The sequence below is a fragment of the Azospira sp. MPR-LB4 genome, from assembly GCF_058809525.1.
Map to the genome: position 1 here is coordinate 2,290,058 of NZ_CM179521.1, position 13,378 is coordinate 2,303,435.

The window sequence follows — 13,378 nt, forward strand, 5'->3', positions numbered from 1 at the left end:
GGCAGCGGGGGCCGCAAAAAGTAAACTTGCGACCCTGCCGAGGAGCGCTGCGACCCGACCGGTTTTTTCCGGACTCCGGGCCAGGCTCGGCAACGATCAACGGCGCTCGCAAACCCCCGAAATGGTTTGTGGCGCCGTTTGCTTTTCCAGCATGCAAAGTGGCGGCGCCCGGCCGGTGAATACTGAAACGCCGAGGTAATCCATGCAGCCCGACCGCAGCTCCGAACTCTCCGCCCTTCTCCAGCAGCGCCTCCTGATCCTGGACGGCGCCATGGGCACCATGATCCAGCGCCACGGGCTGACCGAGAAGGACTACCGCGGGACCCGCTTCGCCGACCACGCCCACGACCTGAAGGGCAACAACGACCTGCTGCTGCTGACCCGCCCCGAGGTCATCCGCGGCATCCACGCCGAATACCTGGCGGCCGGCGCCGATATCCTGGAAACCAACACCTTCAACGCCACCAAGGTGTCCCAGGCTGACTACAAGCTGGAAGCCATCGTCTACGAACTGAACGTGGCCGGCGCCAGGCTGGCCCGGGAAGTGTGCGACGAATTCACGGCAAAGAACCCGGCCAAGCCCCGCTTCGTCGCCGGGGTGCTCGGCCCCACCAGCCGCACCGCCTCCATCTCTCCGGACGTGAACGATCCCGGCTACCGCAACGTCACCTTCGACGAGCTGGTGGAAAACTACCTGGAAGCCATCCGCGGCCTCACCGACGGCGGCGCCGACATCCTGCTGGTGGAGACGGTGTTCGACACGCTGAATGCCAAGGCCGCCCTGTTCGCCATCGAGACCTTCTTCGACAAGGTGGGCCGCCGCTGGCCGGTGATGATCTCCGGCACCATCACCGACGCCTCCGGCCGCACCCTCTCGGGCCAGACCGCCGAGGCCTTCTGGAACTCGCTGAACCACATCAGGCCCCTCTCCTTCGGCCTCAACTGTGCCCTCGGCGCCAAGGAACTGCGCCAGTACGTGGAGGAGCTGTCCCGGGTGTGCGACTGCTTCGTCTCCGCCCACCCCAACGCCGGCCTGCCCAACGCCTTCGGCGGCTACGACGAGACCCCGGAGCAGCTGGCCGAGGAAATCGCCGACTGGGCCAGGCACGGCTTCGTGAACATCGTCGGCGGCTGCTGCGGCACCTCGCCGGACCACATCGCCGCCATCGCCAAGATGGTGGCCGGCATCGCCCCCCGGGCCATTCCGGCGATCGAGCCCCAGCTGCGCCTCTCCGGCCTGGAACCCTTCAACGTCGGCCCCGACAGCCTCTATGTGAACGTGGGCGAGCGCACCAACGTCACCGGCTCCAAGGCCTTCGCCCGCATGATCCTGGAAGGGCGCTACGACGACGCCCTGGCCGTGGCCCGACAGCAGGTGGAAAACGGTGCCCAGGTCATCGACATCAACATGGACGAGGCCATGCTGGATTCCGTGGCCGCCATGGAGAAGTTCCTCAAGCTGATCGCCTCGGAGCCGGATATTTCCCGGGTGCCCATCATGCTCGACTCCTCCAAGTGGGAGGTGATCGAGACCGGCCTCAAATGCATCCAGGGCAAGGGCATCGTGAACTCCATTTCCATGAAGGAAGGGGAGGCCAAGTTCCTGGAGCAGGCCAAGCTGGCCCGCCGCTACGGTGCCGCCGTCATCGTCATGGCCTTCGACGAGAAGGGCCAGGCCGACACCTACGCGCGCAAGACCGAGATCTGCAAGCGGGCCTACGACCTGCTGGTCGGTATCGGTTTCCCGGCCCAGGACATCATCTTCGACCCCAACATCTTCGCCATCGCCACGGGTATCGAGGAGCACGACAACTACGCGGTGGACTTCATCAACGCCACCCGCTGGATTCGTGAAAACCTGCCCCACGCCCAGATTTCCGGCGGCGTCTCCAACGTCTCCTTCTCCTTCCGCGGCAACGACCCGGTGCGGGAAGCCATCCACACCGTCTTCCTCTACCACGCCATCCAGGCCGGCATGACCATGGGCATCGTCAACGCCGGCATGCTCGGCGTGTACGACGACCTGGAACCGGAACTGCGGCAGAAGGTGGAAGACGTGGTGCTGAACCGCCACCCCGGCGCCGGCGAAGCATTGGTGGAGTTCGCCCAGACGGTGAAGGAAGGCAAGGCCAAGGACACGGGGCCGGACCTCACCTGGCGCACCCTGCCGGTGGAAAAGCGCCTGGAACACGCCCTGGTCAAGGGCATCACCGAATTCGTGGTGGCCGACACCGAGGAAGTGCGGGCCGCCCTGGCTGCCGCCGGCAAGCCGCCCCTGGCCGTCATCGAAGGCCCCCTGATGAACGGCATGAACACCGTGGGCGACCTCTTCGGCGCCGGCAAGATGTTCCTGCCCCAGGTGGTGAAGTCCGCCCGGGTGATGAAGCAGGCCGTGGCCCACCTCATTCCCTACATCGAGGAAGAGAAGGCCCGCACCGGCGCCTCCTCCAAGGGCAAGATCGTCATCGCCACGGTCAAGGGCGACGTGCACGACATCGGCAAGAACATCGTCGGCGTGGTGCTGGGCTGCAACGGCTACGACGTGGTGGACCTGGGGGTGATGGTGCCCACCGAGAAAATCCTGCACGCCGCCAAGGAACACGGCGCCCAGGCCATTGGCCTCTCCGGCCTGATCACGCCTTCCCTGGAGGAAATGAGCCACGTCGCTTCCGAAATGCAGCGCCAGGGCTTCAACGTGCCCCTGCTCATCGGCGGCGCCACCACCAGCCGGGCCCACACCGCCATCAAGATCGCCCCCAACTACCAGGCACCGGTGGTCTATGTGCCGGATGCCTCCCGGGCCGTGGGCGTGGTCACCAGCCTGCTCTCGGAAGGCCAGCGGGAGAGCTACGCCGCCGAGGTGGCCGCCGACTACGCCAACATCCGCCAGCAGCACGCCGGCAAGAAGGGCAGCGCCATGGTGACCCTGGCCGAAGCCCGGGCCAACCGCCTGCCCTGGGATGCCACCCTGGTGCCGACGGTGCCGCAGAAGCTGGGCCTGCAGGTGCTGCAGGACATCGACCTGGCCACCCTGGCCAAGTACATCGACTGGGGCCCCTTCTTCCAGACCTGGGACCTGGCCGGCCGCTTCCCCGCCATCCTCGACGATGCGGTGGTGGGCGAGACCGCCCGGGGCGTCTATGCCGACGCCCAGGCCATGCTCAAGCAGATCATCGAGGAGAAGTGGCTCCGGGCCGGTGCCGTCTTCGGCCTGTGGCCGGCCAATGCCGTCGGCGACGACATCGTCTTCTACGCCGACGAGCAGCGCAGCGCGCCGGTGCTGACCTGGCACGGCATCCGCCAGCAGCACAAGCGGCCCGAGGACAAGGCCAACCTGTGCCTCTCCGACTACGTGGCGCCCAAGGAAAGCGGCATCGCCGACTATGCCGGCGCCTTCGCCGTCACCGCCGGCCTGGGCATCGAGCAGAAGCTGGCGGAATTCGAGGCGGCCCACGACGACTACAAATCCATCATGCTCAAGTCCCTGGCCGACCGCCTGGCCGAAGCCTGCGCCGAGTGGCTGCACCAGAAGGTGCGCAAGGAGGACTGGGGTTATGCCGCCGACGAGCAGCTCTCCAACGAGCAGCTGATCAAGGAAGAGTACCGCGGTATCCGCCCGGCCCCCGGCTACCCGGCCTGTCCCGACCACACCGCCAAAGGCGGCCTGTTCCAGCTGCTGCAGCCGGAAGCCAACATCGGCATGGGCCTCACCGAGAGCTACGCCATGACGCCGGCTGCCGCCGTTTCCGGCTTCTTCCTGGCCCACCCCCAGGCCCAGTACTTCGCCATCCAGAAGATCGGCCAGGACCAGCTGGAAGACTGGGCCAGCCGGGCCGGCTTCACCCTGGAGCAGGCCAAGCGCTGGCTGGCGCCCAACCTGTAACGGCACCTGCCCCCAGGGGCAGGAGGGACGCCACTCTCCGGCATGGCATGGCCGGGAAGCCCGTCTTTTCTGCCTCCCGGACCACCCCCTTCCCAGCGCGGCCCGCCCTTCCCGGCGGGCCGTTCTGCTTTTGCTGCACCGCCAGACCACGGGCATTTTCTTGGTGCCATAATGAAATCGCCATGGCGTCTCCCCATGGGGTGCCGCCGGGCCAGATTGCCGGGGGCAGCGCACATTCCTTTAACAAGCCTCCCGGACTCCAACCAAAAATAACGAGGAGGTTCCAATGAATCAAAAACTGGCATACGTCACGGGGGGAATGGGCGGCATCGGCACCGCCATCTGCCAGCGCCTGCACAAGGACGGTTTCAAGGTCGTCGCCGGCTGCGGCCCCACCCGGGACTACAAGCAGTGGCTGGAGGAACAGAAAGCCCTGGGCTACACCTTCTACGCCAGCGCCGGCAATGTGGGCGACTGGGATTCCACGGTGGAGGCCTTCGCCAAGGTCAAGGCCGAACACGGCCCGGTGGCGGTGCTGGTGAACAACGCCGGCATCACCAAGGACGGCCAGTTCCGCAAGATGAGCAAGGCCGACTGGGATGCGGTGCTGTCCACCAACCTGGACAGCCTGTTCAACGTCACCAAGCAGGTCATCGAGGACATGATCGAGGCCAATTTCGGCCGCATCATCAACATCTCCTCGGTGAACGGCCAGAAGGGCCAGTTCGGCCAGGTTAACTACTCCACCGCCAAGGCCGGCATCCACGGTTTCACCATGGCCCTGGCCCAGGAGGTGGCGGGCAAGGGCGTCACGGTTAACACCGTCAGCCCCGGCTACATCGGCACCGACATGGTCCGCGCCATCCGCCCCGAGGTGCTGGAGAAGATCGTCGCCACGGTGCCGGTGAAGCGCCTGGGCGAACCGTCCGAGATCGCCTCCATGGTGGCCTGGCTGGCTTCCGACGAGGGCGGCTACGCCACCGGCGCCGACTTCTCGGTGAACGGCGGCCTGCACATGGGCTAAGGCCGGCATCGTTGCGGCCCAAGGCCGGTCCGTCCCTCCGGGGGCAGGCCGGTTTTTTTTTCGCCCGGCAATAAGTTGTTACCTGAATTTACCGGATACGGCATGGACGCCCCCGGCTCATGGTGGTTTCATATCAAGAAACAAAGCCGCTCGAGATCGTCATGAAAAACATCAAGCTCACCCTGTGGGGCCTGTTCCTGGGCCTGTCCGCCCTCTGGCTGCTGGCCGACAGCCTGCTGCCTTCCCCCTTCACCTACTTTTCCTTTCGCGGCGTCTTCGTCCAGTACACCGGCCTCCTGCTCATGGGCGCCATGAGCCTGGCCATGATCCTGGCGGCCCGGCCCAAATGGCTGGAGCCCCGCCTCAACGGCCTGGACAAGATGTACCGCCTGCACAAATGGCTGGGCATCAGCACCCTGGTGCTGGGCCTCATCCACTGGTGGTGGGCCCAGGGCACCAAGTGGATGGTGGGCTGGGGCTGGCTGGTCAAGCCGGCGCGCAAGGGCGCCGGCCCGGGTGGTCCCGGCGGCCCTGGCGGCCCCGGCATGGGCGCGGACACCCTGGCCGAATGGCTGCGCAGCCAGCGGGGCCTGGCGGAGAACATCGGCGAATGGGCCTTCTACGCCGCCGTGGTGCTGCTGGTGCTGGCCCTGGTCAAGCGCTTCCCCTACCACCGCTTCGTGCAGACCCACAAATGGCTGGCAGCCCTCTACCTGCTGCTGGTGTACCACGCCCTGATCCTGTTCAAGGCCGAATACTGGAGCCAGCCGGTGGGCTGGGCCCTGGCCCTGCTGCTGCTCGGCGGCACGGTGGCGGCCTGGCTGGTGCTGTCCCGCCGGGTCGGCGCCGGGCGCAAGGTTGCGGGACGCATCGAAAGCCTCACCTACTACCCGGAACTGCAGGTGCTGGAAACGGCGATCCAACTGGAGCCCGGCTGGGCCGGCCACACCGCCGGCCAGTTCGCCTTCGCCACCTCGGACCAGGGGGAGGGCGCCCATCCCTACACCATCGCCTCGGCCTGGGAGCCGGAAAACCGGCGCATCGTCTTCATCACCAAGGCCCTGGGCGACCACACCAGCCGCCTCCGGGAAAAGCTCAAGGTGGGCGCCGGCGTGGTCGTCGAAGGTCCCTACGGCTGCTTCGACTTCAACGACCGGCAGCCCCTGCAGATCTGGATCGGCGCCGGCATCGGCATCACTCCCTTCATCGCCCGCATGAAGCAGCTGGCCGCCCGGCCCGGGCAGCAGAGCATCCACCTGTTCCACCCCACGGCGGAATACTCGGAGGCTGCCATCGCCAAGCTGCGGGCCGATGCCGCCGCCGCGGGGGTGCATCTGCACCTGCTGGTGAGCCCCCGGGACGGCCTGCTGGATGGGGAACGCATCCGCCAGGCCGTGCCCGACTGGCGCCAGGCCAGCCTGTGGTTCTGCGGCCCGCCCGCCTTCGGCCAGGCCCTGCGGCAGGATTTCCAGGCCCAGGGCATGGCGACGGAACGCTTCCACCAGGAACTGTTCCAAATGCGCTGAGGCCCCGAAGGGCGGGCGGAAGGGAATTGGTCATCAAAAAGCCTTCCAGCCCGCCTACAATAGCGGTTTGATCCTCAGCACACTGCGCACGCACACGGAATTCGCCATGACTTTCAAGGTATTCATCGACGGCCGCCACGGCACCACCGGTCTCAAGATCGACGAGCGGCTCTCCATCCGCCCGGAAATCGAAATCCTCACCATCCCCGAGGACAAGCGCAAGGACCCGGCGGTCAAGGCCGAGTACATCAACAGCGCCGACGTGGTCTTCCTCTGCCTGCCCGATGCCGCCTCCCGGGAATCCGTGGCCCTGCTGGCCCCGGGCAACACCAGGACTCGCTTCCTCGACGCCTCCACCGCCCACCGCACCAACCCGGACTGGGTGTACGGCCTGCCCGAACTCAACGGCGGCCAGCGCGAGCGCGTCGCCAAGGCCCAGAAGGTGGCCGTGCCCGGCTGCCACGCCAGCGGCTTCATCATGCTCATGGCCCCCCTGGTGGCCGGCGGCATCGTGCCCAAGGACTACCCGGTCAGCACCTACTCCATCACCGGCTACAGCGGCGGCGGCAAGGAAATGATCGCCAGCTACGAAGAGCCCGCCAGCCTGCCGGACGCCATGAAGAGCCCGCGCTTCTACGCCCTCGGCCTCACCCACAAGCACCTGCCGGAAATGCAGATGCAGACCGGCCTGGCGCATCAGCCCCTGTTCACCCCCATCGTCGGCAACTTCGCCCAGGGCATGGTGGTGGCGGTGCCCCTGCTGCCCCGGATGCTCGGCAAGAAGGTCACCCCGGCCGACCTGCAGGCCTTCTACAGCGAGTACTACGCCGGCGAAGTGTTCGTGAAGGTGATGCCCCTGGATGCCGCCCCGGTGCTGGACAACGGCTTCCTGCCCGCCACCGCCTGCAACGACACCAACCGGGCCGAGATTTTCGTCTTCGGCCACGGCGAGCAGATCCTGGTGGCCTCCCGCTTCGACAACCTGGGTAAGGGCGCCTCCGGCGCCGCCATCCAGTGCATGAACCTGATGCTGGGGGTGGATGAGGCGACGGGACTGGCCGTATAACGTCGCCAATCCAATTGCACAAAAGGCCGAAGCGGAATTACCACTTCGGCCTTTTGTTTTCATGCTGCCCAGCCCTTGGGCTAAATTTCCGTCACCCTACTAGTCGGGACATCACCGCATTCTCCAGGGCCACACCCCGAACCACCGGGTACTGGACTTGCTCCACCACGAAACCAAAATGGCGAAAGAACGGCTGGGCCGTCAGGCTGACGTGGGAATGGAGATGCCGTAACCCCTGAGTCCGGGCTGTATTGAGCAGGTGGCGCATCAACCGCCCACCAACCCCTTGGCCGGCACAGTCCCCGTCGACAAAAAACTGGTCTATGTATCCCGAGGGCTGCAGGTCGGCAAAGCCCACCGGCGCCCCCTCAATCTCAGCAACGTAAGGCCGATTAGCCTGGATGCGTGCTATCCACTGAGCGTCGTAGTCAGCATCGGTCGTAAGCGGCGCCCATGCGTCAAGCTGGACCGCCGTGTAATCCCGGGCCGCCAGGTCATGTACTGACCTACGAAAGACAGCAAGTAATTCCAATTCTTCTCCGGGAATCACGGAGCGAATATGTACCATGTCAGTAGAGCAGGAAGGGGGCCCGTTCCGCCGCCCACGCCACCTCGTCCGGCCGCACCAGGGCGTCGAAATCGGCCGGGGTGGCGGCGGGGTCGTCCACCCATTCCCGCAGCAGGGGGCTGCCGTTGATGAGGTCGATGGCCAGGCGGTCCCGTTCGTATTCGTAGGGGAAGTCGCGCCAGATCGGGTAGTCGGGCTGCAGGCGGCGCAGGGCCTTGAAGGCCAGGGTCTGCAGGCGCCAGGGCTGGAAGGCGGCGTGGTCGTAGTGGGCCGGGTCTTCCACGTGGATCTGCACGCCGTGGCACAGCTTGCCGGCGTGCTTGTGGAAGGTGGGCTCGAACCAGCATTCCCGCAGCACGCAGCCCTTGAGCCACTGAGGGGCCAGGGCGCGCATCTCGGCGATGATCGCCCGGGCGTCGATGTCCGGGGCGCCGAAGAGTTCCAGGGGGCGGGTAGTGCCCCGGCCTTCGGACAGCGTCGTGCCTTCCAGCATCACCGTGCCGGCGTAGGCCCGGGCCATGGAGAGATTGGGGGCGTTGGGGCTGGGGTTAACCCAGCTGCGCTCGCCCAGGGCCCAGCCGTAGCCGGGGCCGGTTTCGGGCTGCCAGCCGGCCATGGTGATGACCTGGCAATCCACGTCCAGCTTGAGGCTGGCGACGAACCAGCGGGCCAGCTCACCCATGGTCAGGCCGTGGCGCATGGGCAGGGGGCCGGCGCCGACGAAGCTCTCCCAGCCCTGGCGCAGCAAGAAGCCTTCCACCGGGCGGCCGGCGGGGTTGGGACGGTCCAGCACCCAGACGCTCTTGCCGTGCTTGGCCGCCGCTTCCAGCACGTAGCGCAGGGTGGTGATGAAGGTGTAGATGCGACAGCCCAGGTCCTGCAGGTCCACCAGCAGCACGTCGAAGCTGTCCATCATGCCGTCCGTGGGCCGGCGCACTTCGCCGTAGAGGCTGAAGACGGGAATGCCGTGCAGGGGGTCCACGTAGTCCGGGGATTCCACCATGTTGTCCTGCTTGTCGCCGCGCAGGCCGTGCTGGGGGCCGAAGGCGGCGGAAAGCTCGAGGTCGGGCAGGGCGGCCAGGGCATCCAGGGAATGGGTCAGGTCCCGGGTGACGGAAGCCGGATGGGCGAGGAGGGCGACCCGCCTGCCCGCCAGGGGGCGGCGCAGGGCGGGGTCGGCGAGCAGGCGGTCGAGGCCAAACTGGATCATGGGATGTCCTACAGGTCGGGCAGGGCGAGGGGAACGGCAAGCGCGAATCCGTCCCGGTGGTGAAAGTCGGCTTTGCCGGCGGGGTGGGCCAGGGCCCAATAGGAGAGGGCGCCGTCGGCCTGCTCCACCACGGTGGTCAGGGCCAGATGCAGCTCGCCGTCGCCGGCAGGCAGGGCTTCGGCGGGCAAGGCAACGCGGAGGCTCAGGCTGCCCTCAGCCACCTGCCACTCCAGATGGGGGGCCGGCAGGGTGACATTTTCCAGGCGCTGGCGGTAGGCAGCGAAGGCGTAACCGGCCCACTGGCCGGAGGGGGAGAAGTTGTACTCCCGATACGCCTCGCCGCCCCGGCGGAGGAAGACCTCGAAACAGGTGTGGGCCCACAGCCGGTCGGGCGCCACCGGTGCGGCGGGGGAGGGCAGGCGCAGGGCGGCCAGATCGCCGCTCAGGTGGTAGTCCAGTTGCAGGCCGCCGCTGCCATGGGCGGCCACGGCCACCGCAATACCGGCCACGGCAGGAGCCGGATGCTCGGGATGGGGCGTCAGGGCGCGGTTGGCGGGCAAGGAGGTCATGGGCAAAAGAGGGAAGGCGCCGGGCATGGGGAAAATGGGCAAGCAGGGGCGAAGTTTAGCCCAGCCCGGGCCGCCCCGGATGCCGCGAGGCCGGCGAAGGGCCTTACAATTTGGCCCATGCTCCCGATCCGCTACGTCGAACCCGTGTTCCGCCCGCCCAGCGAGGCCGAATCCCTGATCCTGCCCATCACCGACGGCTGCTCCTGGAACCAGTGCACCTTCTGCGAGATGTACACCGCCCCCCAGAAGCGCTTCCGCGCCCGGGAGGAGGACGAGGTGCTGGAAAGCATCCGCCGCGTCGGCGCCCAGTACGGCAGCCAGGTGCGGCGGGTCTTCCTGGCCGACGGCGACGCCCTAGTGCTGCCCACCCGGCGCCTCCTGGCCTACCTGGAAGCCATCCGCAGCCACCTGCCGGCGGTGCGGCGGGTGTCCAGCTACTGCCTGCCGCGCAACCTGCGCAAGAAATCCGTGGACGAGATCAAAGCCCTCAAGGAGGCCGGCCTCTCCATGGCCTATGTCGGCGCCGAATCCGGTGACGACCTGGTGCTGGAGAAGGTGAAAAAAGGCGAGACCTTCGACAGCACCCGGGAGGCCCTGGAGAAACTGGGGGAGGCCGGCATCAGCCGCTCGGTGATGATCCTCAACGGCCTGGGGGGCCACGCCCACTGGCAGCAGCACGCGGAAAACTCCGCCCGCCTGGCCAACGCCACCGAGCCCGAATTCCTTTCCACCCTGGTGGTCAGCTTTCCCATGGGGGAAGAGCGCTTCCGCGCCGACTACCCGGAGTGGGAACCTCTCGACCAGTTGGGCCTGTTTCGCGAGATGGAGCGCTTCCTCTCCCTGCTGCAACTGAAGCGCACCGTCTTCCGCAGCGACCACGCCTCCAACTGGCTGGTGCTGAAGGGCAACCTGCCCACGGACCAGGACAAGCTGCTGGCCCAGGTGCGCGCCGCCTTGGCCGACCCGGCCCACGCCCCCCTGCGGCCCGCCTGGGCCCGGGGCCTGTGAGGCAGACGCCATGAGCCATGGCGTGCCCCTGCGCAGCTTCAAGGACCGGCTCCGCCAGGTGGCCCTCTTCGAACTGCTCGGCCTGCTGCTCATCACCCCGGGCTTTGCCTGGGTCTCGGGCCAGTCCATGGAAAGCGCCCTGGGCCTGCTGGCCGTGCTGTCCCTCATGGCTGCCCTGTGGAACGGCGGCTACAACACCGCGGTGGACTGGCTGCAGGCCCACCACTTCGGCACCCGGGCCGACCAGCGCGGCTGGCGCGGCCGCATCCTGCACGCCCTGTGCTTCGAGGGCGGCCTGCTGCTGCTCACCCTGCCGGTGATCGTGCTGTGGACCGGCCTTTCCTGGTGGGCCGCCCTGGTGGCGGACCTGGGCCTGGCCCTGGTGTATACCGCCTACGCCTTCGTCTTCAACCTGGCCTATGACCGGCTCTTTCCCATCGTCCCGCCGCCAGCGTAGACCGCCACCAGCCGCAGCCCCAGGGGCGAGGGCAGGGCCTGCAGGGCGAAGTCGAAGCGGTTGGCCTCGGCGCACAGGTCCAGGTCGGCGGGGGGCAGGTGGGGCTGGTCGCCGGCGGCGAAGCGGCGGCCGAAGTCCGACTGCCGCACCCGCTCGGAGAAGGGCTCCGGGGAAGGATCGCCGCCCTGCAGCAGGGCTTCCAGGTAATCGGCGCAGGCCACGTCCTCGTCGCCGTCCCGGTCCGTCCATTCGCCGGTGATGACCAGGGTCACCCGGGGCACGCCCGCGGCCAGGATCACCGCCGCCGTGGCCCGGGCATTGAGCAGGGCCGCGCCGAAGAGCAGGGGTGCCGTCCGGTAGCGGCTGAGGCCCCGCACCCCGGCGGCCGTGCAGTGGATCAGGGTGCGCCCCTGCAGCTCCGCCCCCTGCACCGCGCTGGGGGAATTGCCGTAGTGGTAGCCGGGAATGGGAGCGCCGCCGCCCACCGCCCCCACCAGCAGGGCCTGGGGCAGATGCTGCAACAGCAGCAGGCCGTCGCCGGGGGCGGCCACCGGGTACAGCTCCCGGGCGCCCCGATGGATGGCCCAGGCGGCGGTGGAAAAGGAGCGCAGCACGTCGATCACCACCACCGCCCCGGTGGGTTCGGGGGCGGCACTGAGTCGGTTCAGGTAGCGGCGTTCGACAAGGGGCGGGGGCATGGTGCCCCCATGCTAGCAAAGCCGGGCAGGGCGCGGAATCCGGGGCCTTTCCGGACGTCGCCGGGCTTCAGATGCGGCGCCCCATCGCTGCCCCGGGGAACGGCGGCCACGACACGGAAGAGGTCTATCCGCTGGCCCGCCGGTAGCCGACCAGCGGAGCGGAGTGGCCTGGGCCGGCAGCAGCGCTGCGGCGAGGGAAGTCAGCCGATGCCGCCCCTGCCGTTGCTCTACCGGGGAACACCGGCTAGCGCCCCACTCAGACGGCCGCCAGTTGCAGGCGGTTGCGCCCGGCTCTTTTTGCCCCGTAGAGGGCCTCGTCGGCCTGGTGCACCAGGGTTTCGGCATGCGCCTCCCGGCTCGGCACCACGCTGGCAATGCCAAGGCTGACGGTGACGATGCGGGGAGCGGTTGCCTCATGGGGCAGGGCCAGGGCCCAGATCGCCTGCTGGATGTTGCGGGCGATCTCCTGGGCCTCGGGGGCGGAGGTATTCGGCAGCAGCACGACAAACTCCTCCCCGCCATAACGCGCCACCAGATCGCTGGCCCGCCGCCCCGCCCGGGTGAGCACCCCGGCCAGGGCCTGCAGGCAGGCGTCCCCCTCCAGGTGACCGTAGTGGTCGTTGAAATGCTTGAAGAGGTCCACATCGAGCATGATCAGCGCCAGGGGAGCGGCGCTGCGCTGGGCCCGGCTCCACTCCTGCACCAGGGTCCGGTCGAAAGCCCGGCGGTTGGCGATGCCCGTCAGCCCGTCCGTATAGCTCAAGGCCTCCAGCTTGGAATTGGCCTCTTCCAGGGCCCGGGTGCGCTCCTCCACCAGGGCTTCGAGCTCCCGGTTGCGCTCGTGCAGGCCCTGGAGGGGATACACCTCCCCGTCCCGGACCAGGTGATAGGGAATGGAAATGCCGCTGTGGGCGATCATCCAGGCGCCGTTTTCCTGCTTGAACAGCAGCACCAGCCGGGCCGTCTCCCGGGACAGGATATGGTCGGGCAGCGGCAGGTGGATATGGAAGAAGGCCGTGACCAGGACCACGTCGGCACTGATGTCCTGCAGCGACAGATCCAGCATTTCGATGCGCAGGGGTTCGGCAACCTGGGCAAAGTCCTGGCGGGTGATCCGAACCCATTCGGCCTTGTCCTTCACCAGGAAATCACCGCCACCGGTATAGCCGCTGAAGTTTTCGCTGAAGCGGGAGGTCAGCCGGTCATCCCGGGTGGCGTACATCTCGATGTATTCATCAAACAGGGAGCGAATCAGGCGCTGTCGTTCTGGGTCCATGGGCAGTGTCATTGAGGAGATCGTCAGAGCCAATGATGCCTGAAAACGAAGGCGTAGAATGGCGCCTTGCGCCCTTCTCCCGGCACCCAACCC

The 13,378-nt window shown here is 67.5% G+C and carries 11 protein-coding genes and 1 riboswitch; of the genes, 6 read left to right on the forward strand and 5 right to left on the reverse strand.

All coding sequences use genetic code 11. The features are described from left to right. Positions 1 to 33: 33 nt before the first annotated feature. Positions 34 to 115: riboswitch (S-adenosyl-L-homocysteine riboswitch) on the forward strand. Positions 116 to 202: 87 nt separating this feature from the next. The 4 genes from metH to argC all read left to right on the forward strand — a co-directional run bounded on the left by metH (position 203) and on the right by argC (position 7,499). Further along, entirely contained in the window at positions 203 to 3,883 is a 3,681-nt protein-coding gene (gene metH, locus AC3QLZ_RS10835) for a methionine synthase (RefSeq protein ID WP_014235887.1), read from the forward strand. A gap of 286 nt (positions 3,884 to 4,169) precedes the next feature. After that, the gene (gene phbB, locus AC3QLZ_RS10840; protein WP_014235888.1) at positions 4,170 to 4,907 is read left to right on the forward strand and encodes an acetoacetyl-CoA reductase; all 738 of its coding nucleotides are present in this window, start codon (positions 4,170 to 4,172) and stop codon (positions 4,905 to 4,907) included. A gap of 161 nt (positions 4,908 to 5,068) precedes the next feature. Next, a complete protein-coding gene (locus tag AC3QLZ_RS10845) occupies positions 5,069 to 6,433 on the forward strand; it encodes a ferredoxin reductase family protein (RefSeq protein ID WP_014235889.1) in 1,365 nt (454 codons plus the stop codon). 106 nt (positions 6,434 to 6,539) lie between these two features. Beyond that, the gene (gene argC / locus AC3QLZ_RS10850; protein ID WP_014235890.1) at positions 6,540 to 7,499 is read left to right on the forward strand and encodes an N-acetyl-gamma-glutamyl-phosphate reductase; all 960 of its coding nucleotides are present in this window, start codon (positions 6,540 to 6,542) and stop codon (positions 7,497 to 7,499) included. Between the two features lie 91 nt (positions 7,500 to 7,590). On the opposite strand, the gene AC3QLZ_RS10855 is transcribed toward argC, so the two are convergent. The 3 genes from AC3QLZ_RS10855 to AC3QLZ_RS10865 are packed head-to-tail and all read right to left on the reverse strand — an operon-like array spanning position 7,591 to position 9,846. Further along, the gene (locus tag AC3QLZ_RS10855; protein ID WP_197739013.1) at positions 7,591 to 8,031 is read right to left on the reverse strand and encodes a GNAT family N-acetyltransferase; all 441 of its coding nucleotides are present in this window, start codon (positions 8,029 to 8,031) and stop codon (positions 7,591 to 7,593) included. Positions 8,032 to 8,068: 37 nt separating this feature from the next. Further along, a complete protein-coding gene (locus AC3QLZ_RS10860) occupies positions 8,069 to 9,277 on the reverse strand; it encodes an exo-beta-N-acetylmuramidase NamZ family protein (protein WP_014235892.1) in 1,209 nt (402 codons plus the stop codon). Between the two features lie 8 nt (positions 9,278 to 9,285). Then, a complete protein-coding gene (locus AC3QLZ_RS10865) occupies positions 9,286 to 9,846 on the reverse strand; it encodes a DOMON-like domain-containing protein (protein ID WP_014235893.1) in 561 nt (186 codons plus the stop codon). A gap of 117 nt (positions 9,847 to 9,963) precedes the next feature. Here AC3QLZ_RS10865 and AC3QLZ_RS10870 point away from each other — a divergent pair, with 117 nt between their 5' ends. Then, the gene (locus tag AC3QLZ_RS10870; protein ID WP_014235894.1) at positions 9,964 to 10,854 is read left to right on the forward strand and encodes a radical SAM protein; all 891 of its coding nucleotides are present in this window, start codon (positions 9,964 to 9,966) and stop codon (positions 10,852 to 10,854) included. A 10-nt stretch (positions 10,855 to 10,864) separates the two neighbouring features. Further along, a complete protein-coding gene (locus tag AC3QLZ_RS10875) occupies positions 10,865 to 11,311 on the forward strand; it encodes a PACE efflux transporter (RefSeq protein WP_014235895.1) in 447 nt (148 codons plus the stop codon). Here AC3QLZ_RS10875 and AC3QLZ_RS10880 read toward each other — a convergent pair. Both AC3QLZ_RS10880 and AC3QLZ_RS10885 read right to left on the reverse strand, forming a co-directional pair. After that, the gene (locus AC3QLZ_RS10880) at positions 11,272 to 12,009 is read right to left on the reverse strand and encodes a 2-phosphosulfolactate phosphatase (RefSeq protein WP_014235896.1); all 738 of its coding nucleotides are present in this window, start codon (positions 12,007 to 12,009) and stop codon (positions 11,272 to 11,274) included. The two genes, AC3QLZ_RS10875 and AC3QLZ_RS10880, sit on opposite strands and share 40 nt — an antisense overlap. Positions 12,010 to 12,265: 256 nt before the next feature. Beyond that, positions 12,266 to 13,285 (reverse strand): diguanylate cyclase domain-containing protein, encoded by a 1,020-nt coding sequence (locus AC3QLZ_RS10885; RefSeq protein ID WP_043797701.1) that lies wholly within the window; start codon positions 13,283 to 13,285, stop codon positions 12,266 to 12,268. Positions 13,286 to 13,378 lie beyond the last annotated feature (93 nt).

Bases quoted from the DNA above. Each gene is read 5' to 3' on its own strand.
- AC3QLZ_RS10885 (WP_043797701.1), bottom strand. From the start codon at position 13,285: ATGGACCCAGAACGACAGCGCCTGATTCGCTCCCTGTTTGATGAATAC.
- AC3QLZ_RS10845 (WP_014235889.1), top strand. From the start codon at position 5,069: ATGAAAAACATCAAGCTCACCCTGTGGGGCCTGTTCCTGGGCCTGTCC.
- AC3QLZ_RS10880 (WP_014235896.1), bottom strand. From the start codon at position 12,009: ATGCCCCCGCCCCTTGTCGAACGCCGCTACCTGAACCGACTCAGTGCC.
- AC3QLZ_RS10860 (WP_014235892.1), bottom strand. From the start codon at position 9,277: ATGATCCAGTTTGGCCTCGACCGCCTGCTCGCCGACCCCGCCCTGCGC.
- phbB (WP_014235888.1), top strand. From the start codon at position 4,170: ATGAATCAAAAACTGGCATACGTCACGGGGGGAATGGGCGGCATCGGC.
- AC3QLZ_RS10865 (WP_014235893.1), bottom strand. From the start codon at position 9,846: ATGACCTCCTTGCCCGCCAACCGCGCCCTGACGCCCCATCCCGAGCAT.
- metH (WP_014235887.1), top strand. From the start codon at position 203: ATGCAGCCCGACCGCAGCTCCGAACTCTCCGCCCTTCTCCAGCAGCGC.
- AC3QLZ_RS10875 (WP_014235895.1), top strand. From the start codon at position 10,865: ATGAGCCATGGCGTGCCCCTGCGCAGCTTCAAGGACCGGCTCCGCCAG.
- argC (WP_014235890.1), top strand. From the start codon at position 6,540: ATGACTTTCAAGGTATTCATCGACGGCCGCCACGGCACCACCGGTCTC.
- AC3QLZ_RS10870 (WP_014235894.1), top strand. From the start codon at position 9,964: ATGCTCCCGATCCGCTACGTCGAACCCGTGTTCCGCCCGCCCAGCGAG.